18 protein-coding genes are annotated in these 18,980 nt (G+C 71.3%); 12 read left to right on the top strand and 6 right to left on the bottom strand.

Going from position 1 to position 18,980, the window contains the following annotated elements; all coding sequences use genetic code 11:
• The first annotated feature begins 328 nt into the window (after positions 1 to 328).
• The 8 genes from ruvC (at position 329) to VGR06_RS02665 (ending at position 9,284) form a co-directional block, all read left to right on the top strand.
• On the top strand, positions 329 to 901 hold the full coding sequence (gene ruvC, locus VGR06_RS02700; protein ID WP_327557346.1) for a crossover junction endodeoxyribonuclease RuvC: 573 nt from the start codon (positions 329 to 331) through the stop codon (positions 899 to 901).
• Positions 898 to 1,491 (top strand): Holliday junction branch migration protein RuvA, encoded by a 594-nt coding sequence (gene ruvA / locus VGR06_RS02695; protein ID WP_327557311.1) that lies wholly within the window; start codon positions 898 to 900, stop codon positions 1,489 to 1,491. Before ruvC ends, ruvA begins: the two co-directional genes overlap by 4 nt.
• Positions 1,492 to 1,508: 17 nt before the next feature.
• The gene (gene ruvB / locus VGR06_RS02690) at positions 1,509 to 2,582 is read left to right on the top strand and encodes a Holliday junction branch migration DNA helicase RuvB (protein WP_327557310.1); all 1,074 of its coding nucleotides are present in this window, start codon (positions 1,509 to 1,511) and stop codon (positions 2,580 to 2,582) included.
• A gap of 79 nt (positions 2,583 to 2,661) precedes the next feature.
• The gene (yajC, locus tag VGR06_RS02685; RefSeq protein ID WP_327557309.1) at positions 2,662 to 3,045 is read left to right on the top strand and encodes a preprotein translocase subunit YajC; all 384 of its coding nucleotides are present in this window, start codon (positions 2,662 to 2,664) and stop codon (positions 3,043 to 3,045) included.
• Positions 3,046 to 3,211: 166 nt separating this feature from the next.
• On the top strand, positions 3,212 to 5,050 hold the full coding sequence (secD, locus tag VGR06_RS02680) for a protein translocase subunit SecD (RefSeq protein ID WP_327557308.1): 1,839 nt from the start codon (positions 3,212 to 3,214) through the stop codon (positions 5,048 to 5,050).
• Between the two features lie 10 nt (positions 5,051 to 5,060).
• Positions 5,061 to 6,347 carry a protein translocase subunit SecF gene (gene secF / locus VGR06_RS02675; protein WP_414637136.1) on the top strand — a complete coding sequence of 429 codons (1,287 nt, stop codon included), beginning with the start codon at positions 5,061 to 5,063 and terminating at the stop codon, positions 6,345 to 6,347.
• A gap of 8 nt (positions 6,348 to 6,355) precedes the next feature.
• Complete coding sequence (locus tag VGR06_RS02670) at positions 6,356 to 6,877, top strand: adenine phosphoribosyltransferase (RefSeq protein WP_327557307.1); 522 nt, start codon at positions 6,356 to 6,358, stop codon at positions 6,875 to 6,877.
• A 106-nt stretch (positions 6,878 to 6,983) separates the two neighbouring features.
• On the top strand, positions 6,984 to 9,284 hold the full coding sequence (locus VGR06_RS02665) for a RelA/SpoT family protein (RefSeq protein WP_414637135.1): 2,301 nt from the start codon (positions 6,984 to 6,986) through the stop codon (positions 9,282 to 9,284).
• Here the strand turns inward: VGR06_RS02665 and VGR06_RS02660 are convergent.
• Both VGR06_RS02660 and VGR06_RS02655 read right to left on the bottom strand, forming a co-directional pair.
• A complete protein-coding gene (locus tag VGR06_RS02660; RefSeq protein ID WP_327557305.1) occupies positions 9,260 to 9,985 on the bottom strand; it encodes a helix-turn-helix domain-containing protein in 726 nt (241 codons plus the stop codon). The genes VGR06_RS02665 and VGR06_RS02660 overlap by 25 nt on opposite strands.
• 89 nt (positions 9,986 to 10,074) lie before the next feature.
• A complete protein-coding gene (locus VGR06_RS02655; RefSeq protein ID WP_327557304.1) occupies positions 10,075 to 10,935 on the bottom strand; it encodes a peptidylprolyl isomerase in 861 nt (286 codons plus the stop codon).
• Between the two features lie 130 nt (positions 10,936 to 11,065).
• Here VGR06_RS02655 and VGR06_RS02650 point away from each other — a divergent pair, with 130 nt between their 5' ends.
• Together VGR06_RS02650 and VGR06_RS02645 are read left to right on the top strand one after the other, a co-directional pair.
• Positions 11,066 to 11,767, top strand: coding sequence for an MBL fold metallo-hydrolase (locus VGR06_RS02650; RefSeq protein ID WP_327557303.1), 702 nt, complete (start codon positions 11,066 to 11,068; stop codon positions 11,765 to 11,767).
• An 88-nt stretch (positions 11,768 to 11,855) separates the two neighbouring features.
• Positions 11,856 to 12,479 carry a hypothetical protein gene (locus tag VGR06_RS02645; protein ID WP_327557302.1) on the top strand — a complete coding sequence of 208 codons (624 nt, stop codon included), beginning with the start codon at positions 11,856 to 11,858 and terminating at the stop codon, positions 12,477 to 12,479.
• Here the strand turns inward: VGR06_RS02645 and VGR06_RS02640 are convergent.
• The 3 genes from VGR06_RS02640 to VGR06_RS02630 all read right to left on the bottom strand — a co-directional run bounded on the left by VGR06_RS02640 (position 12,451) and on the right by VGR06_RS02630 (position 15,397).
• A complete protein-coding gene (locus VGR06_RS02640) occupies positions 12,451 to 12,879 on the bottom strand; it encodes a hypothetical protein (RefSeq protein ID WP_327557301.1) in 429 nt (142 codons plus the stop codon). The two genes, VGR06_RS02645 and VGR06_RS02640, sit on opposite strands and share 29 nt — an antisense overlap.
• Positions 12,857 to 14,143: a YibE/F family protein gene (locus VGR06_RS02635; RefSeq protein WP_327557300.1), complete on the bottom strand. Its 1,287-nt coding sequence runs from the start codon at positions 14,141 to 14,143 to the stop codon at positions 12,857 to 12,859. The genes VGR06_RS02640 and VGR06_RS02635 overlap by 23 nt, the downstream gene beginning before the upstream one ends.
• Positions 14,144 to 14,266: 123 nt before the next feature.
• On the bottom strand, positions 14,267 to 15,397 hold the full coding sequence (locus VGR06_RS02630; protein ID WP_327557299.1) for an AAA family ATPase: 1,131 nt from the start codon (positions 15,395 to 15,397) through the stop codon (positions 14,267 to 14,269).
• A gap of 278 nt (positions 15,398 to 15,675) precedes the next feature.
• Here VGR06_RS02630 and idi point away from each other — a divergent pair, with 278 nt between their 5' ends.
• A complete protein-coding gene (gene idi, locus VGR06_RS02625; protein WP_327557298.1) occupies positions 15,676 to 16,254 on the top strand; it encodes an isopentenyl-diphosphate Delta-isomerase in 579 nt (192 codons plus the stop codon).
• Here idi and pnuC read toward each other — a convergent pair.
• Complete coding sequence (pnuC, locus tag VGR06_RS02620; protein ID WP_327557297.1) at positions 16,161 to 16,859, bottom strand: nicotinamide riboside transporter PnuC; 699 nt, start codon at positions 16,857 to 16,859, stop codon at positions 16,161 to 16,163. The two genes, idi and pnuC, sit on opposite strands and share 94 nt — an antisense overlap.
• Before the next feature lie 53 nt (positions 16,860 to 16,912).
• Between pnuC and VGR06_RS02615 the strand changes: the two genes are divergently transcribed.
• Positions 16,913 to 18,838: an intein-containing Rv2578c family radical SAM protein gene (locus tag VGR06_RS02615; RefSeq protein ID WP_327557296.1), complete on the top strand. Its 1,926-nt coding sequence runs from the start codon at positions 16,913 to 16,915 to the stop codon at positions 18,836 to 18,838.
• Positions 18,839 to 18,980: the final 142 nt, after the last annotated feature.

Genomic DNA, 18,980 nt, shown 5'->3' with positions numbered 1-18,980 from the left:
TTCGACCGCCCAATAGTCACACCGATCCCACCTGCCTCACCAGCCACGGCCATGGCCCACCAGCCGCGCTCTGGAAGATCAACTTGACCAGCTCGTTCTCCGCCACCCTGCCAGCAGGCCCGGGAAGATCAACCCAGGCTCCCCGCCACCTCCCAAGCCTTCTGTAGACCCAGCTTGGTCCTAACCATCGCCCGCCAACGCAACCAGAGGGGCAGGCCAGCCCCGGCGCACCCCATCCCCAACCCCCGCGGCGTGTCGGCCCGTCAGGCCCGGCGCCGGCGCCGTAGGGTTCGAACGAGTGTTCACGGACGGTGGCGGGAGTGTGCGCGTGCGGGTGCTGGGCGTCGACCCCGGGCTGACCCGGTGCGGGGTCGCCGTGGTGGACGGGGGAGCGGGCCGCGAGGTGCGGTGCGTGGCGGTGGACGTGGTGCGCACGCCGATCGACGCCGACCTGGCCGTGCGGCTGTTGAGCATCGCCGACGTGGTGGAGAGCTGGCTGGACACGCACCGGCCCGACGTGGTCGCGGTGGAGCGGGTGTTCAGCCAGTACAACGTGCGCACCGCGATGGGCACCGCGCAGGCCGGGGGCGTGGTGGCCCTGGCCGCGGCGCGGCGCGGGCTGCCGGTCATGTTCCACACGCCGAGCGAGGTGAAGGCGGCCGTCACCGGCTCGGGGCGGGCGGACAAGGCGCAGGTCACCACCATGGTCACCCGGCTGCTCGATCTCCCGGAACGGCCCCGGCCGGCGGACGCCGCGGACGCGCTGGCGCTGGCCATCTGCCACCTCTGGCGCGCGCCGCTGCGCAACCGGCTGGCCGAGGCGGAGGCCAGGGCGGCCGAGCTGGCCCGCCGGCACCGGGCCAGACTTGCCGCTGCGGCACGGAACGGAGGCGCCAGATGATCTCTTCGGTACGCGGGCGGGTGCTGTCCGTCGGGCTGGACCACGCGGTGATCGAGGTCGGCGGCGTCGGGTTCGCCGTCCAGGCCACGCCGTCCACGCTGGCCACCCTGCGGCGCGGCGAGGAGGCGAGCCTGGCCACCGCGCTGGTGGTCCGGGAGGACTCCCTGACGCTGTTCGGGTTCGCCGATGCCGAGGCGTGCGAGCTGTTCCGGTTGCTGCAGACCGTGTCCGGCATCGGCCCGCGGCTCGCGCTGGCGACGCTCGCCGTGCTGGAGCCGGGCCAGCTCCGCAAGGCCCTGGCGGACAGCAACATCGCGGTGCTCACCCAGGTGCCGGGGATCGGCCGGAAGGGCGCCGAGCGGTTGAGCATCGAGCTGCGGGACAAGGTGAACGCGCTGCCGTCGGCCAGCCCCGCGGCTACCGGGCCGGCTGGCGGGGTGCGCTCGTCGGTCGTCGAAGCCCTTGTCGGGCTTGGCTTTCCGGTCAAGCAGGCGGAGCAGGCGGTGGACGGGGTACTGCTGGAGAACGGCGGCGCGGACACCTCCGGCGTGCTGCGCAAGGCCCTGGCCACGCTCGGCACCAAGCGGTGACCGTGCACGATGAGGCCATGACGGAGGAGTCCGCCCCGACCGAGCTCTCCCCGCTGGCGCAGCCGGGGGAGCGGGAGGACGAGTCCACCCTGCGACCCCGGCGGCTCACCGAGTTCGTCGGTCAGCCCCGGGTCCGGGAGCAGCTGCAACTCGTTCTGGAGGGCGCGGTGCGGCGCGGGGCACCACCCGACCACGTGCTGCTGTCCGGCCCGCCCGGGCTCGGCAAGACCAGCCTGGCGATGATCATCGCCGTGGAGCTGGGCAGCGCCATCCGGATCACCTCGGGGCCCGCCCTGGAGCGCGCCGGCGACCTGGCCGCCATGCTCTCCAACCTGGTCGAGGGCGACGTGCTGTTCATCGACGAGATCCACCGGATCGCCCGGCCCGCCGAGGAACTGCTCTACATCGCGATGGAGGACTTCCGGGTCGACGTGGTGGTCGGCAAGGGCCCGGGCGCCACCAGCATCCCGCTGGAGATCGCGCCGTTCACCCTGGTCGGCGCCACCACCCGGTCCGGCTCGCTGACCGGACCGCTGCGCGACCGGTTCGGTTTCACCGCGCACATGGAGTTCTACGCGGCCGAGGAACTCGAGCAGGTGCTGCGGCGGTCGGCGACGATCCTCGGCGTGGACCTGAAACCGGACGGTGGCAACGAGATCGCCGGCCGGTCGCGGGGCACGCCGCGGATCGCCAACCGGCTGCTGCGCCGGGTCCGCGACTTCGCCGAGGTCCGCGCGGACGGCTCGGTGACCAGGGCGGTCGCCCAGGCCGCGCTCAAGGTCTACGACGTGGACGAGCTGGGGCTGGACCGGCTGGACCGCGCGGTGCTCGGTGCCCTGGTGCATTCGTTCGGCGGCGGCCCGGTCGGCGTCTCCACGCTGGCCGTTGCGGTTGGCGAAGAGCCGGCTACCGTGGAAGAGGTGTGCGAGCCGTACCTCGTGCGGCTGGGCATGCTGGCCAGGACGCCACGAGGACGGGTGGCAACCGCGGCGGCGTGGACGCATCTGGGCCTGTCGGCCCCGCGCGACGCGGCCGGTCAGGTGCCGCCTACCCTGTTCGACGAGGGTGACCCCACGCACACCGCAGAGTGAGGCTGGCACACTCGTCGGACATAACTACAGAACAAACCGGACGTAACGCAGCGACGCGACGTCCGCCGGACGGAGAAAAATGGATCTGCTTCCCTTGCTTCTGCTCTTCGGGTTGCTCGGCCTAATGATGTTCTTCATGAGCCGGCGCCAGCGCAGGGCCGTGCAGCAGCAGCAGGAGCTACAGAGCTCGCTGGCCGTGGGCGACCGGGTGATGACCACCTCGGGCCTCTACGGCACGATCATCGACATCTCCGACGAGGCGAGCATTGACCTCGAGATCGCGCCCGGCGTCGAGACCACCTGGCTGCGCGCGGCCGTGCGGGAGAAGGTCGGCCCGGAGGTCGACATCGAGGAGTTCGACGAGGACCTGGCCGACGAGGTCGCCGAACCCGATGTGATCGACGATCACGAGGTCGTCGACGAGGCCCCCGAGGAGATCAAGCCCGGCAAGCAGAAGGGCTGATCGGCCCGACCACGTAGTGGCATGCCCGGATCACACAGGGCATATCTCGCTGCGTGTACGCTGCGCCCGCACCCACGCCTGCGCTCGCCGGGGTGCGGGCGGTGGCGTGGGTCCGCGTGCACGAGGGCCGTGCACATCCGAGCAAGGTTGAGGAGACCGACCGACCGTGGCACCACCGGCCGGGCAGTTCCGCCCAGTTCGCAATCTCGTGACGTTCGCGGCTATCGTCGCTCTCCTCTACCTGCTGGTGTTCGCCACCGGCAACCACAAGCCGACGCCCAAGCTGGGGATCGATCTGCAGGGCGGCACCCGGGTCGCGCTCACGGCGCGCACCGAGTCCGGGCAGCCGCCGAGCCGGGAGGCGTTGGACCAGGCGCGCCAGATCATCGAGACCCGGGTCAACGGCATCGGTGTGACCGGCGCCGAAGTGGTCCTGGACGGCAACCAGATCGTCATCACGGTTCCCGGCGAGGGCGGCGACCAGGCAAAAAGCCTGGGCCAGACCGCGCGACTGTACTTCCGCGAGGTGATCGCCTCCAACCAGGCGCAGCCACCGCAGGACCAGCAGCAGCCGCCCACCTCGTCGAGTTCGAACGCGCCCCCGCCGACCGCCGGCGCGCCGACCAGCGCGCCCCCGCAGGGCCGGCCGGCCCCGGTGCTGGCCCAGCAGCCGACCACCACGCCGCCACCGAGCACGAGCGGCAGCGCGCCGGCCACCTCGCCGCCGCCGGCGACCCCGCCCGCCGATCAGGGCGACCCGGTGGCCAACTGCCAGAAGTACAAGCAGGACCTGGACTCCTACAACGACGACGTCAAGAACAAGCGGGTGCCCAAGGTCGAGGCCGGGGCGCTGATCACCGAGGCCAAGCTGTGCCGGCAGAACGCCAAGCTGGTGCCGAGCGCAGACGGCTCGGCGCCGGCCGACCAGAATGCACAGGGGGCCGCCATGGCCACCCTCGACTGCTCGCCCGGGCACAAGGACCCGCTGGTCGGCAACGACGACCCGAAGCTCCCGCTGGTCGCGTGCGACCGCAAGGACCCGATCGTCTACATCCTCGGCCCGTCGTTCATCGACGGCACCGACATCAGCGACGCCAGTGCGCAGGTCAACACCCAGGGTGCCGGCTACGAGGTGACTCTCGACTTCAAGAGCGAGGGCGGCAAGAAGTGGGGCGACTACACCACCAGCCACGTGGGCAAGCAGGCCGCGTTCGTGCTGGACAGCGAGGTCGTCTCGGCGCCGAGCATCCGCGAGGCGATCGTCGGCGGCCAGACCCGGATCGAGGGCGGCGCCGGCGGCTTCTCCCAGCAGGAGGCCAAAGACCTGGCGAACGTGCTGAAGTACGGCTCGCTGCCGCTGTCCTTCGAGTCCTCGGAGGCGGAGACCGTGTCCGCCACACTGGGCTTCGCGTCGCTGCGGGCCGGCCTGATCGCCGGTGCCATCGGCCTGCTGCTGGTGTTCGTGTACTGCCTGTTCTACTACCGGCTGCTGGGCGTGCTGACCATCCTGTCGCTGGCCCTGTCCGGCGCGATCGTGTTCGCCATCCTGATCCTGTTCGGCCGCTGGCTCGGGCTCACCCTGGACCTGCCGGGCATCGCCGGGTTCATCGTGGCCATCGGTATTACCGCGGACTCGTTCGTGATCTTCTTCGAACGCCTGAAAGACGAGGTACGCGAGGGGCGGTCGTTCCGTTCCGCGGTGCCGCGGGCCTGGGTGCGGGCCCGGCGCACGGTGCTGTCCGCCGACGCCGTGGTGTTCCTGGCCTCCGGCGTGCTGTACCTGCTGGCCGTCGGCCAGGTGAGGGGCTTCGCTTTCACCCTGGGCCTGTCCACGATCCTGGACCTGGTCGTGGTGTTCCTCGTGACGCACCCGCTGGTGGCGCTGGCCTCGATCTCGAAGACCTTGTCCCATCCCAGGTTCTCCGGGTTGGGTGCGGTACAGCGGCTGGCCGCCGCGCAACGCGCGGCCAGCCGTACCTCCGGCCCGGCCGTGAAGGAGGCGTGACGTGTCCAGCATCGACGACACCGGGGCGGAGCTGGCCGAGGGCGGCGAGGGCAAGCGCCCCCCCGGCCGGCGGCACAACCTGCTGGCCAAGCTCTACACCGGCACCGGCGCGTTCAACATCGTCGGCCGGCACAAGCTCTGGTACGTGCTCTTCGGCGCGTTCGTGCTGATCTGCCTGGCCTCGATCATCTTCCGCGGGTTCAACCTCGGCATCGAGTTCAAGGGCGGCACCCGGGTCCAGCTGCCGGCCCAGGGCGTGGCGGGGACGATCTCCACCGAGCGGGTGACCGAGGTCTTCGACGCGACGCTGCACAAAGAGGCGCCGATCGTGCAGACCGTCGGCATCGGTGCCGACCAGACCATCCAGATCAAGTCGCCGACCCTGTCCGCGGCTGAGGTCACCCAGCTCAAGGCCGCGCTGTTCAAGGAGTTCCAGCCGAAGGACCGGGCCACCGGCACGCCGAGCGAGCGGGCCATCAGCGACAGCGCGGTCAGCGGGTCCTGGGGTGGCGAGATCTCCCGGCAGGCGCTGATCGCGCTCGGCGTGTTCCTGGTGCTGGTGACGATCTTCCTGGCGTTCTACTTCGAACGCTGGATGGCCGCCTCCGCACTGGTCGCGCTCGTCCACGACATCTCGGTGACCGCGGGCGTCTACTCGATCGTCGGCTTCGAGGTGACGCCGGCGACCGTGATCGGCCTGCTGACCATCCTCGGTTTCTCCCTGTACGACACGGTGGTGGTGTTCGACAAGGTCAAGGAGAACACCCGCGGCCTGCTCGGGCTCACCCGGCGCACCTACGGCGAGGCTGCCAACCTGGCGCTGAACCAGACCCTGATGCGGTCCATCAACACCTCGCTCATCGCCCTGCTGCCGGTGCTCGGCCTGCTCATCGTGGGCGTCGGGCTGCTCGGCGTCGGTACGCTGAAGGACCTGGCCCTGGTGCAGCTCACCGGTCTGATCGCGGGTGCGCTGTCGTCGATCTTCCTGGCCACCCCGCTGCTGGTGGACCTGAAGATGCGCGAGCCGAAGTTCCAGCAGCAGGCCGCGCGGGTCTACGCCCGGCGGGAGACCTTGGCGCGCAAGGCGGCTGAGCGGGAGGCCGCGGCGGCCGTCACCGGCGAGCCGGTGGCCGTGGTGGACCTCTCCGACGACGACTCGCTGGACGCGGAGCTGCGGCACGAGCGGGCCATGGCCGCGGCGCAGAGCGTTCCGGCGCGCAACCGCAGCGCCGCGGACGCCAAGCGCGGCGGCGGCCGGCCGGCGGGCCGGCGGCCGAGCGGGAAACGGCGCCACTGAGCCACAACGTGGGCGACCTCGCGCAGGCGTTGGACCTGGCCAGGACGGTGCCGGACTTCCCGGAGCCCGGCATCCTGTTCTGGGACCTGACCCCGGTGCTGGCCGACGCGCCGGCGATGGCCGCCGTGGTCGACGGGTTCCGGCGGGTCAGCGGTGCCGGCCCGGACCTGGTCGCCGCGGTCGAGGCCCGCGGGTTCCTGTTCGGCGCCGCCTACGCGGCCACCCACGGCCTCGGCGTCGTCCCGGTGCGCAAGGCCGGCAAGCTGCCCGTGGTCGGGCACCGGTTGGAGTACCGGCTCGAGTACGGCACCGCGACACTCGAGGTGCCCGCCGGCGTCATCCAGCCCGGCCAGCGGATCCTGGTCATCGACGACGTGCTGGCCACCGGCGGCACCGCGGCGGCCGCCTGCGCCCTGGTCGAGCACGCTGGGGGCACCGTGACCGGCGTCTGCGTGGTGCTGGAGATCGGCGCGTTGGACGGTCGGAAACGACTAGCCGACCGTCCGGTGCACGCTCTGCGGACGGTGTGAACGGCCCGTTCACCGCCCCGACCGCTCCTCCTCGAGGATTCCGAGGCTATCCTCGGAATCTCAGGGGTTACCTATGGGTACGCATGGAGCGCGTGTGAGCCAAGACGTGGAGGCCGAGGCGGTCGAGGATCCGCAGCCGTCGCAGGTTCCTCCACGGCCGGCCTCGGCCACCCGGCGGGTGCGCGCGCGGCTGGCCCGGCGGATCACCGCGCAGCGCTCCGCGCCGGTCAAACAGGTGCTCGAGCCTTTGGCCGCGGTGCACCGGGAGCTGCACCCGAAGGCCGATCTGGCGCTGCTGCAACGGTCCTACGACGTGGCCGAGGAGATGCACCGGGGCCAGCGGCGCCGCTCGGGGGATCCCTACATCACCCACCCGCTCGCCGTCGCGACGATCCTGGCCGAGCTCGGCATGGACACCGTCACGCTGGTGGCGGCGCTGCTGCACGACACCATCGAGGACACCGCGTACTCGCTGGAGATGCTTCAGGAGGACTTCGGCGAGGAGGTTGGCAGGCTCGTCGACGGCGTCACCAAGCTGGACAAGGTGAAGCTGGGCACCGCGGCCGAAGCGGAGACCATCCGCAAGATGGTGGTCGCCATGGCCGAGGACCCGCGGGTGCTGGTGATCAAGCTCGCCGACCGGCTGCACAACATGCGCACCATGCGGTTCATGCCGCCGGAGAAGCAGGCCAAGAAGGCGCGCGAGACGCTGGAGGTGTTCGCCCCGCTCGCGCACCGGCTGGGCATGGCCACGGTCAAGTGGGAGCTGGAGGATCTGGCGTTCGCGATCCTGCAGCCGAAGAAGTACGACGAGATCGTGCGCATGGTGGCCAACCGGGCGCCGTCCCGGGACACCTACCTGCACAAGGTGACCGACGAGCTGACCGGGCACCTGGAGGCCGCGCGGATCAAGGCCAAGGTGGAGGGCCGGCCCAAGCACTACTACTCGATCAACCAGAAGATGATCGTGCGCGGGCGCGAGTTCGACGACATCCACGACCTGGTCGGGGTGCGCATCCTGGTCGACGACGTGCGCGACTGCTACGCGGCGATGGGTGTGGTGCACGCGTTGTGGCAGCCGATGCCCGGGCGGTTCAAGGACTACGTCGCCCAGCCGCGGTTCGAGGTGTACCAGTCGCTGCACACCACGGTGATCGGCCCGGACGGCAAGCCGCTCGAGGTGCAGATCCGCACCTACGAGATGCACCAGAAGGCGGAGTACGGGGTCGCCGCGCACTGGCGCTACAAGGAGTCCAACGGCACGCTCGACGGCCAGTCCGTGGAGATCGAGCAGATGCAGTGGATGCGCCAGTTGCTGCACTGGCAGCGGGAGGCCGCGGACCCCGGCGAGTTCCTCGAGAACCTGCGCTACGAGATGGCCGTCCGGGAGATCTTCGTGTTCTCCCCGAAGGGCGACGTGTACACGCTGCCGGCCGGGTCCACGCCGGTGGACTTCGCCTACTCGGTGCACACCGAGGTCGGGCACCGGTGCATCGGCGCGCGGGTCAACGGCCGGCTGGTGGCGCTGGAGTGCAAGCTGCAGAACGGCGACGTCGTCGAGATCTTCACCTCGAAGGCCGAGGGCGCCGGGCCGTCCCGGGACTGGCTTGGTTTCGTCGGCTCGCCGCGGGCCCGCGCCAAGATCAAGCAGTGGTTCGCCAAGGAGCGCAAGGAAGAGGCGATCGAGGCCGGCAAGGACGCGATCGCCAAGGAGGTGCGCCGGACCGGGCTGCCGATGCAGCGGCTGGTGTCCGTGGACTCGATCACCGCGCTGGCCCGCGAGCTGCGCTACCCCGAGGTGAGCTCGCTGTACGCGGCCGTCGGCGAGGGGCACACCTCGGCGCGGCACGTGGTGGCGCGGCTGGTGGCACTGCTGGGCGGCGTCGAGCACGCCGAGGACGAACTGGCCGAGCGGGCCACCCCGTCCACGATCACCCGGCGCCGCCCCACCGGCGACGCCGGCGTGGTGGTCAAGGGCGCCAGCGACATCTGGGTGAAGCTGGCCCGCTGCTGCACCCCGGTGCCCGGCGACGAGATCCTCGGGTTCGTCACCCGCGGCGGCGGGGTGAGCGTGCACCGCACCGACTGCACCAACGCCAAGGAGCTGCTGGCCGAGCCCGAGCGCCTGGTCGACGTCGAGTGGGCGCCGTCCGACTCCTCGGTGTTCCTGGTCGCCATCCAGGTCGAGGCGCTGGACCGGCACCGGCTGCTCTCCGACGTCACCAAGGTCCTGGCCGACGAACGCGTCAACATCCTCTCCGCTTCCGTCACCACCTCCCGCGACCGCGTCGCCGTCAGCCGCTTCGCCTTCGAGATGGGCGACCCCAAGCACCTCGGCCATGTATTGAAGGCGGTCCGCAGCGTTGAAGGCGTCTACGACGTCTATCGGGTCACCTCGGCCTCCTGACGTGGCACGAGCTCGCTGAGGGTGACTCCGGCGAGGGCCTTGACGTCGCGGGAGAGGTGGGCCTGGTCGGCGTAGCCGAGGGTGTGCGCGACGTCGGCGAACGGGACGCCGGAGCCGGCCAGCCGGCGGGCCCGGTCGAACCGGAGGATCCGGTGCAGGACCTTGGGGCCGTAGCCGAACGCGGCCAGGCAGCGGCGGTGCAGCTGGCGCTCGCTCAGGCCGACCGTCTCGGCGATCGAGCCGACCTGGCGGCCGGCGTCCAGCAGCCGGAGCACCGCGGTGGCCACGCCGTCCCGGGCCCGGTCGGCGTGCGCGGTGATCGCGTGCTGCAGCACCGGCCGCGCGTCCGCGGCGCCCTTCAGCGCGTCCGCGAGGCGGCGAACCTCGGCGCCCGGCCAGATCCCGTCGAGCGGAACCCGGCCGTCCCGCAGCGAGTCCGCGGGCACGCCGAGCGCGGCCGGCGCCGAGCCGGGGGAGAAGCGCACCCCGACCAGCGTGCCCGGGTCGATCGGCGCCACGTGCGCCAGGCTGTCCGGCCCGGCCACGAACAGGTGGCCGCTCTCGCGGTGCCAGATGACGTCCATGCAGCCATCCGGCACCACCCGCACCACGCGCGGCACGCCGATCTCCCGCACCCACACCTGCGCGTACAACCCGTGCGGGTCGAACGTCGGCGCGTGCTCCCGGTACCGGTCGGTCACCGTTCCAGTCTGGCAGGACCCCCCGACATCAGCCGGAAGGGCAGTGCCGGAGCGTACGACTCGCTTGCTGGAACGTACGACTCGCCCGGCTACCCGGCGATCGTGACCGTGGTCAGCTTGACCGGGTTCTTCGGCGCGCCGTCGCCGGGTTGGCCCTGGGAGACGGTGCCGGCCTTGGCGATCTCGTCGACGACCTTGAGGCTGTCGGCGTCGATCGTGCCGAACACGGTGTAGTTCGGCGGCAGCTCGGCGGTGCCGTAGACGATGAAGAACTGGCTGCCGTTGGTGTCCGGGCCGGAGTTGGCCATCGCCAGGATGCCGCGGCCGTACTTGATCTCTGGGAACACCTCGTCCTTGAAGGTGTAGCCCGGACCGCCGGAGCCCTGCCCGGTCGGGTCACCGCACTGCAGCACCTGGATGCCCGAGGTGGTGAGCCGGTGGCACGGGGTGTCGTTGTAGTAGCCCTGCTTGGCCAGGCTGACGAAGTTGTTCACGGTGCACGGGGCGAGCGCCCGGTCCAGGGTGAACTTCAGCTTCCCCGCGGAGGTGTCCACGTCGGCGGTGACCGTGCCCTGCGCGGAGATGTTCGCCGTGGGCGGCGGCTGCACCGGCTTCGCGGCCGGCGCCTGGGCGCTCGCCGGGTACTCGCAGGTAGCCGTGGCGGCCAGCGGCGTCGGGCGCTTGGGCACGGGCGCGGTCTCCGTCGGGATGGAGGAGGGCGTGTCCGCCGGCTGGTTCGGGGTGCTGGTGTCGGTGCTGTTCGCGGACGCGGGCGTGTTGCCGTTGCCCAGGTTGGCCAACCAGTACACCAACCCGACCGCGACGATCACGCCGACGACCGTGATGATCACACCGATGATCCGGCGCCGTTTCGCGCGTTCCGCCCGGCGGACCAGCTGCCGCTCGAGCTTGCGCTTGGCGGCCTGGCGACGCTGCTCGTTCGTCGGCACGGGCATCCTCCCTGACCTCAACGTCTTGCCTGGCAACCGGGCAGTCTAGGGGGACACCCTGTGAGAACCGTGTGGAGGTCCGCGACACTACGCTGAAACGTAGTAAGCCCTTTCCCCGGAGGTTCTCGCCGTGCTCGTCGTCGGCTTCGCCAGCGGAGCGTTTCAGGCCAACTGCTACCTGGTCGCGCCCGCCGAAGGCGACGCGTGCGTGATCGTCGACCCAGGTCAGGACGCCGAGGAGCCGATCGCCGAGGCGCTGCGCAAGCACCGGCTCTCCCCGGTCGCCGTGCTGCTCACGCACGGCCACTTCGATCACGTCTTCGCGGTGGCCCCGGTGTGCGACGGCAACGACATCCCGGCCTGGATCCACCCCGAGGACCGGGACCTGCTCACCGACCCGCTCAAGGGGATCAGCGCGCAGGGTGCCGCGTTCTTCGGCGGGAGGATCGAGATGCGGGAGCCGGCCGAGGTCCGTGAGCTGGCCGACGGTACCGTGCTCGATCTGGCCGGCCTGTCGATCATGGTGGACCACACGCCCGGGCACACCCGCGGCTCCGTGGTCTTCTCCAGCGCGAACGACGAGGGCGGCCGGGTGCTCTTCGCCGGGGACACGCTGTTCGCCGGTTCCATCGGGCGGACCGACCTGCCGGGGGGTGACATGCCGACGATGCTCGACACCTTGCGCACCAAGGTGTTGACCCTCGACGACGACACCGTCGTGCTGCCCGGGCACGGCCCGACCACCACCATCGGCCGCGAGCGCGTGAGCAACCCGTTCCTCCTGGAGCTCGCCTCGCCGGGCCGCCCCCTGCCCGGACGGCGGGGCTTGTGAACGAGCTTGCGAGCGAACCAAGGGCACTGCCCCGCCGCCGGGGGACGAGGCGGCGGGGTCGCCATCACCGAGCTTGCGAGGTGATGGATTGAGCGAGGTAGTTCCGCTCAACCTCAACGAGGCCGGCACCGTCCGGCGCCGTGGCTGCGCCGTGGTCGGGGTCGCCGTGGTGATCGGTGCGGCGATCGGCGGCATGGTCGGCCTTGTCGGCGGCCAGTTGGCCGGCCTGATCACCGCTGCCGCCGTGATGATCGCCCTGCTGGCGCTCACCTGGCTCTCCGGCCGCCGCCGGCTGTGGCTGGAGGGCACCACGCTGGTGGCGAAGACCGTCGGCCGCAAGACCGTGGACCTCCGCCACGCCGACCGTCTCGAGCTGGTGGTCACGGACGTGCGCGGCACCCGCACGATCGGCCTCCTGGTCGCCCGCCGCGGCAAGTCGATCAACCTGCCGGTCGCGGTCTACGCCGGCACGGGCGGCCGTGAGCTCGGCATCCTGATGCTGCGCCGCCTGGCCGACGCCCTGGCCACCAGCGAGAACACCAGCGGGCTGGTCTTCTCCGAGCTCCTCGTGGCCCAGCTCCGGGCCGAGGCGAAAGGCGACCCCGCGGCCGAGCGCCCGCTGTACCGGCTCGCCTCGCTCGCCCCGTCCGGACGGCTGGCGCAGCGGCTGAAGACCGACGCGGTCACCCGCTTCGTGGCGAGCCTGGACTAGCCGGCGGGCGGGGGAGGAGACCGCCGAGGACGTCGGTGGTGCTGTGCACGACGCCGATGCCGCGGCTGAGGAGCCGGATCGACTCGGTGAGGGCGCGGTTGACGCCGGTGAGGGCGAGCATCTGCTTGCGGAGCTCCTCGAGTTGGTGCTGGGTCTCCGGGAGCTCCTGGGCGACGAAGGTGCTGAGGCGGTCGATGCGGTCCAGGGAGCCTTGTGCCGCTTGCAATGCCGGTACGAGCTTCTCCAGGGCGCCGGCGATGCGGGGCAGGGCGCGGAGGGCGTCCAGCACGGCGGGGACGGCGGCGGCACCGGTGCGCAGGGCGGAGTCCATCGTCCTGACCGGGTTGCGGAGCAATGAGATCAGGAGCAGTTCGCCGTCATCCGTGGGTGTGTCCGCCATTGGGGCTGGATGGTAGCTGTTGTGTGGCCACGATGGCGGCAATCGCGGTGGTGATGGGCACGGCGGCGACGAGCCCGATGCTGCCGACCAGGGTGCGCACGACCTCCTGGGCGATGGACTGCGAGGTGAGGATGCCGCCCAACCCCACACCGGAGATGGACGAGTAGAGCAGGACCGGGAGCGCGGCGCCGGCGTAGGCCATCACGAGGGTGTTGACCGCGGAGGAGACGTGGTCGCGGCCGATCCGCATGCCCGCGGCGTACAGCTCGCGGGCGCTGAGTAACGGGTTGGCGGCGCGCAGCTCCCAGATCGCGCTGGTCTGGGTGACCGTCACGTCGTCGAGCACGCCGAGCGCGCCGATCACGACGCCGGCGAGCAGCAGCCCGCGCGCGTCGATGCCGTGGCCGAGGGTGCCGATGAGGGTGGCGGTTTCCTCGTCGAGGCCGGTCAGCTTCGCGGTGGCGGAGAACAGCGTGCCGAGGCCACCGATCAGGGCGAGGCTCACTACGGTGCCCAGCACGGCGGTGGACGTCCGCGCGGACAGGCCGTGGGTCAGGTACAGCACCAGGAACATGATCACGCCGGCGCCGGCGACCGCGACCAGCAACGGGTTCTGGCCGGCGATGATGGACGGCAGCACGAACAGGACCAGCACGCCGAAGCTCAGCCCGAGCGCGACGAGTGCCTTGATCCCTTGCCAGCGCCCGAGAATCAGCACGGCGAGCGCGAACAGCGCAGCGAGCACGGCCAGCGGGGTGGTTCGCTGGAAGTCGACGAGCTGGTAGGACTGGCCCTCCAGCGGATTGCCGCCGGCGTAGGCCAGCACCACCTTGTCCCCGGCGGCGAACCGTGGGCTGCTCGGCTCGTTCGGCACGATCAGCCGGACCTCGCGGTTCGGCGCCCGCCCGTCGGTCATCCGCACGGTGACCGTGACGCACTGGCCCCCCTGCGGCGTGCCGGCCGGGACGTCGGCGGTGCACGCCCCGGACTGGGTCGCGGTCACCTCGCTCTTCACCGGTGTCGTGTTCGCCGTCCGCGCGGTGTCGTCGCCGCGGTAGAGCAGCACCACGCCGACCACGGCGGCCAGCGCGAACGGCACGAGCAGCACGGCCAGCAACCGCCGCACCCGGCCCGGCGGCGGTGGCGACGGCGGTTCTTCGCGTCCATGGTGGGAAACGGACCACTCATCCGCCTCGTCCGGTTCGGGCGCGTAGCGGTGTTTTGCCCGCACCCGGGGAAGTGGCTCGGTCTCACCGTTCAGCACAGCGCCCTATTCAACACGGTGTGTTTGCGTCTGGCGTCGCCGTGTTGGCCGCTGACGATGCTGTGTTGGCCCATGGCGTCGCCGTGTTGGCTGTTGGCGGGGTTGTCAGGCCACACACCGATGTCACTGACCGAGCGGTGGCGAGTAACGGAAGTGGGTGCGCAGGATGTCGTCGCAGGCCCGGACGGCGCGGCGCAGCCGGTGCCGGGGGTTGCCGGAGAGCAGCACCCAGGGCACGCCGCGGTCGCGGAGACCGCGGACGAACCGGGCGGTCATCCACTCCCGGCGATGCTCGCCGTCCCGCCAGCCGTCCTGCTCGAACGGCACGCCGGCGTGGTCGGTGAGCAGGTAGAGCGCCGGCCGGCGATCGCCGGCGGCCTGCCCGACGTCGGCCTGCGGCCGGCCGAGATAGCGCTCGCACCAGATGGTGGCCGCCCAGGAGTCGTTGTCGCACAACAGAAGCGGGCCACCGCGGGCGGCCGCCTCGTCCTCCGCGATGGCCTGCCGCCGGGCCACGTCGACGAAGTCACCCACTGTCCACATAAGACTGTCGAGCGCCGGGGGTGGCCGGCCGGACGCCTTGGCCAGGGCGTGCACGGCGGCCAGCTTGCCCTCGGTGTGCACCCGGCCGTGCTCGGCGACGAGGCGGGTATTGGCGAAGGATCCCTTGCGGGCGCGGTAATGCGTGGCGAGCTGCTCGGCCAGCGTGGTGGTTCCGGTGGACTCCGCGCCGAGCACGACGACCCGGGCGGCGAGCCCCGCGCGGGTGGATGCGGCCAGATAGCGCCACAGGCCGATCGGGTCGGTGCGCACCGCGGTGCTGGACACCGGGTGCTCCAGCCGCTCCGGGTCGACCGCGACGTGGGCGGCGCCGAGCCGCGCGGCCAGCTCCTCGCCGTACTTCTCGCTGGAGAAGACCACATCCACCGGCGCGGCGTCGGGGTCCCCGTCCCGCAGCGCCCGCCGGGCCAGCACCGAGCGGACCACGCCGACGTGCTGCTCCCAGACATGGTCGTCGTCGAAGTCGATGCGGTGGTCGTCCAGGTCGCCGAGCACCGCGACCCCCGGGTCCGCCCAGTGCTCGGCGGCCAGCCAGTACACCCGGTCGGCGAGCGGGATCGACTCCACCGTCGAGGCCAGCACCGCCACCGTGGTCCGGTCGCTGGCCCGGGCCGCGGTCCGGATCAGATGGTGGTGCCCGGAATGGGGCGGATAGAACTTTCCGAGTACCAACGCGTGCCGAAACCGCCGCATACCGAGCATCGAGCAAGATCACCCCGTTCCCAGCCGAAAACGATGAATCCACCGTGTGTTACCGCTGGCGGGCGCCCCAGCCGAATTCATGCCCCGCCGAAACTCGGAAACGCCCTCCAGCTTGCTGCCGCAACCAGTTCGTTAATCACAAAACGCCACTGCTGCCACGGGTCCATCGCACCGTGATTGTCCCAGAAACCCGTGTCCGAAGACATGATTGACCGTTGAATAAGGTGCAGGCGGGTCAGCGGGCGGGTGCCCTCGGTGAGAGGTGTGCGATGGAGCAGGTGGTCCTTCTGGACGAGCGCGGTGAGCCGGTCGGCGTCGCGGACAAGGCCACCGTGCACGACCGGCACACGCCGCTGCATCTGGCGTTCTCCAGCTACGTGTTCGACCCGGCGGGCCGGGTGCTGCTGACCCGGCGCGCGCTGTCCAAGCTGACCTGGCCCGGCGTCTGGACGAACTCCTGCTGCGGCCATCCGGCGCCGGGTGAGCCGGTGGCGGCCGCGGTCACCCGCCGGCTCCGCGACGAGCTGGGGCTGGTGGTGGGCGCCGTGGACCTGGTCCTGCCCCGGTTCCGGTACCGGGCGGAGATGGACAGCGGTGTGGTGGAGAACGAGCTGTGCCCGGTTTTCCGTGCGGTGACGGAGGATTCGCCGGCTCCGGCGGCGGCCGAGGTGGAATCCGTGGAGTGGGTCGGCTGGCTGCCGTTCGCCGAGGCGGTGACCGCGGGGGAGCGTGAGGTCTCGCCGTGGTGCCGGCTTCAGGTCGCCGAGTTGCTGGCGCTGGGCCCGGATCCGCTCGCCTGGCCGGTGGCGAGCGCCGCGGACCTGCCGCCGGCCGCCCGGGTGCGGTAGTCCGCCGTCCAGCCGCGCAGTCCGGCCACGCACAGCGCGAGGAACCCGGTGTACAGAATCGCGGTGAGCCACAGGTCCTTGTAGCCGTACAGCGGAACGTAGATCAGGTCCGCGGTGATCCACAGCCACCAGGACTCGATCTTCTTGCGGGCCTGACCCCAGGTGGCCAGCAGGGAGAGCACCGTGGTGAGCGCGTCCGGCAGCGGCACGGTCGAGCTGGTGCCGGCGTCGAGAATCCAGGCCAGCAGGGCCGTTCCGGCGATGCCGGCGGCGAGCAGCGCCGCCCATTGGGCGGGTGTGGTGCGGGATACCCGCAGGTGCGTGCGCCGCTCGCCGCCGCGCAGCCACGCCCACCAGCCGTACAGCGCGAGCACGAGGTAGAAGACCTGCAGCCAGGCGTCCGCGTACAGGCCGCTGGTCAGGAACAGCGCGAAGAACATCAGGTTGTTGAGGATGCCGACCGGCCAGTTCGCCGCGTGCTGCACGACGACCAGCCACACCACCAGCGCGCCGGAGCCGAAGCCGATCACCTCGGCCCAGCTCGTCGGCGCCCCGAGCACGGTGAACGCGGTGGCCCGCAAGGCATCCAGCACCGGGTCGAGCACGGGTGCCTCCACTCGTTTGACAACCCGATCGAACGTATGTTCGACTTGATTCCGTGCGATGGGACAGGCAGCGGGTGGACGCGGCCGACGAGCAGATCCTGCCAGGTCTGCCCGGTCTGGTGCGCAGCGTTCGGACACCCGAGTTCGCGGGGATGGTGTTCCACGAGGTGCGGGCCAAGTCGGTGCTCAACCGGGTGCCGGGCGGTTCGCCGATGCCGTTCAACTGGACGGTCAACCCGTACCGGGGCTGCTCGCACGGCTGCCGGTACTGCCTGGCCGGGGACACGCCGATCCTGCTGGCCGACGGGCGCGTCCGGCCGCTGGCGGAGCTCCAGGTGGGCGACCGGATCTACGGCACCGAGCGGCGCGGCAACTACCGGCGCTACGTGCCCACCACGGTGCTGGACCACTGGTCGACGGTCAAGCCGGCGTACCGGGTGTCGCTGGAGGACGGCACCACGCTCATCGCCAGCGGCGACCACCGGTTCCTCACCGAGCGCGGCTGGAAGCACGTCACCGGCGAGATGGCCGGCCCGGGCCGGCGGCCGCACCTGACCACCGGCAACAAGCTGGTCGGCACCGGGGCGTTCGCCACTCCGCCGAAGCTGCTCGTCGAGTACCGGCTCGGCTACCTCTGCGGGCTGATCCGCGGCGGCGGGCGCGGCGCGGAGGCGCTGGCGCGCGCCCGGGAGTACCTCGGCGAGCTCGACGTCGCCTCGGACGAGCTGATCGACGTGCCGCAGACGCACGGAAACGAGTGGGTCAAGGGGTTCCTGGCCGGGGTGTACGACGCCCGGGGCAGCCACTCGCGGGGGATCCTGCGGATCGCCACCACCGTCGGCGAGCTCACCCGGCTGACCGCGAACTCGTTGCGGCACCTGGGTTTCGAGTGTGTCGTGGAGAAAACACGGTGGGCCGAGGGCACGATCTGGGTGCGGCTGCTCGGCGGGCTGGCGGAGCGGCTGCGGTTCCTGCACACGGTGGATCCGGCGGAGACGGAGAAGCGGACCATCGACGGCACCGCGTTCAAGTCGGCCGCCAAGCTCGGGGTGGTCGCGGTCGACCCGCTCGGCCTGGAGCTTCCGCTGTTCGACATCACCACCGGCACCGGTGACTTCATCGCCAACGGGGTGGTCAGCCACAACTGCTACGCCCGGCACTCGCACACCTACCTGGATCTGGACTCCGGCAACGACTTCGACAGCCAGATCGTGGTCAAGGTCAACGCGCCGGAGGTGCTCGCCGCGCAGCTCGGTGCGCCGAAGTGGACCCGCGAGCACGTGGCGCTCGGCACGAACACCGACCCGTACCAGCGCGCCGAGGGCCGCTACGCGCTGATGCCCGGCATCATCCGGGCGCTGGCCGGCAGTGGCACGCCGTTCTCCATCCTCACCAAGGGAACCGTGCTCTCCCGCGACCTTCCGCTGCTGGTGGCCGCCAGCCGGGAGGTCTCGGTCGGCCTCGGCGTGTCGATCGCGCTGCTCGACCGGGAGCTGCAGGACTCCCTCGAGCCCGGCACCCCCAGCCCGCAGGCGCGGCTGGAGCTGGTCCGCCGGGTGCGCGAGGCCGGCCTGCCCTGCGGCGTGTTCGTCGCCCCGATCCTGCCGCGCCTCACCGATTCCCTCGAGCAGCTCGACGCCCTGTTCGCCGCCATCGCCGCCGCCGGAGCCACCGGCGTCACCGCGCTCCCGCTGCACCTGCGCCCCGGCGCCCGCGAATGGTTCGCCGCCTGGCTCGCCGCCGAGCATCCCGACCTGGTGCCCGACTATCGCGACATCTACGCCCACCGGCGCTACGCCGACCGCACCTACCGCACCTGGCTCGCCGCCCGGGTGGAACCCCTCCTCCGCCGCCACGACCTCCTGCCCAAGTCCAACCGCGACCCCAAACCCGCCGAGGACGCCAGCTGGCCCGAAGGCAGCCTTCCCGCCGGCGCCCCCACGGTGCCGGTCCGCCAGGAGCAGCTCGCCCTGCTCTGACCCGCATGTTGGCGCGTGACGTAGCCATGTTGGCGCGTGGCGTCGCTGAGTTGGCCGGTCACGGGGTTGGGGTGGGTGTGATCGGGGTCTCGGGTAAGCGGGGCGGGCTCTCAGGTTTCCCTCAGCGTGATCAAGGCACCAT

The sequence above is a fragment of the Actinophytocola sp. genome (assembly GCF_036002505.1).
Lineage (GTDB): Bacteria > Actinomycetota > Actinomycetes > Mycobacteriales > Pseudonocardiaceae > DASYTH01.
The sequence above is the reverse complement of the archived record's forward strand: the minus strand, read 5'-3'. Positions and strand labels throughout refer to the sequence as shown.

Excerpts from the sequence above, each read along its gene's own strand:
- ruvA (WP_327557311.1), top strand. The coding sequence starts at position 898 with ATGATCTCTTCGGTACGCGGGCGGGTGCTGTCCGTCGGGCTGGACCAC.
- ruvB (WP_327557310.1), top strand. The coding sequence starts at position 1,509 with ATGACGGAGGAGTCCGCCCCGACCGAGCTCTCCCCGCTGGCGCAGCCG.
- yajC (WP_327557309.1), top strand. The coding sequence starts at position 2,662 with ATGGATCTGCTTCCCTTGCTTCTGCTCTTCGGGTTGCTCGGCCTAATG.
- VGR06_RS02640 (WP_327557301.1), bottom strand. The coding sequence starts at position 12,879 with ATGGCGGACACACCCACGGATGACGGCGAACTGCTCCTGATCTCATTG.
- VGR06_RS02630 (WP_327557299.1), bottom strand. The coding sequence starts at position 15,397 with ATGCGGCGGTTTCGGCACGCGTTGGTACTCGGAAAGTTCTATCCGCCC.
- idi (WP_327557298.1), top strand. The coding sequence starts at position 15,676 with ATGGAGCAGGTGGTCCTTCTGGACGAGCGCGGTGAGCCGGTCGGCGTC.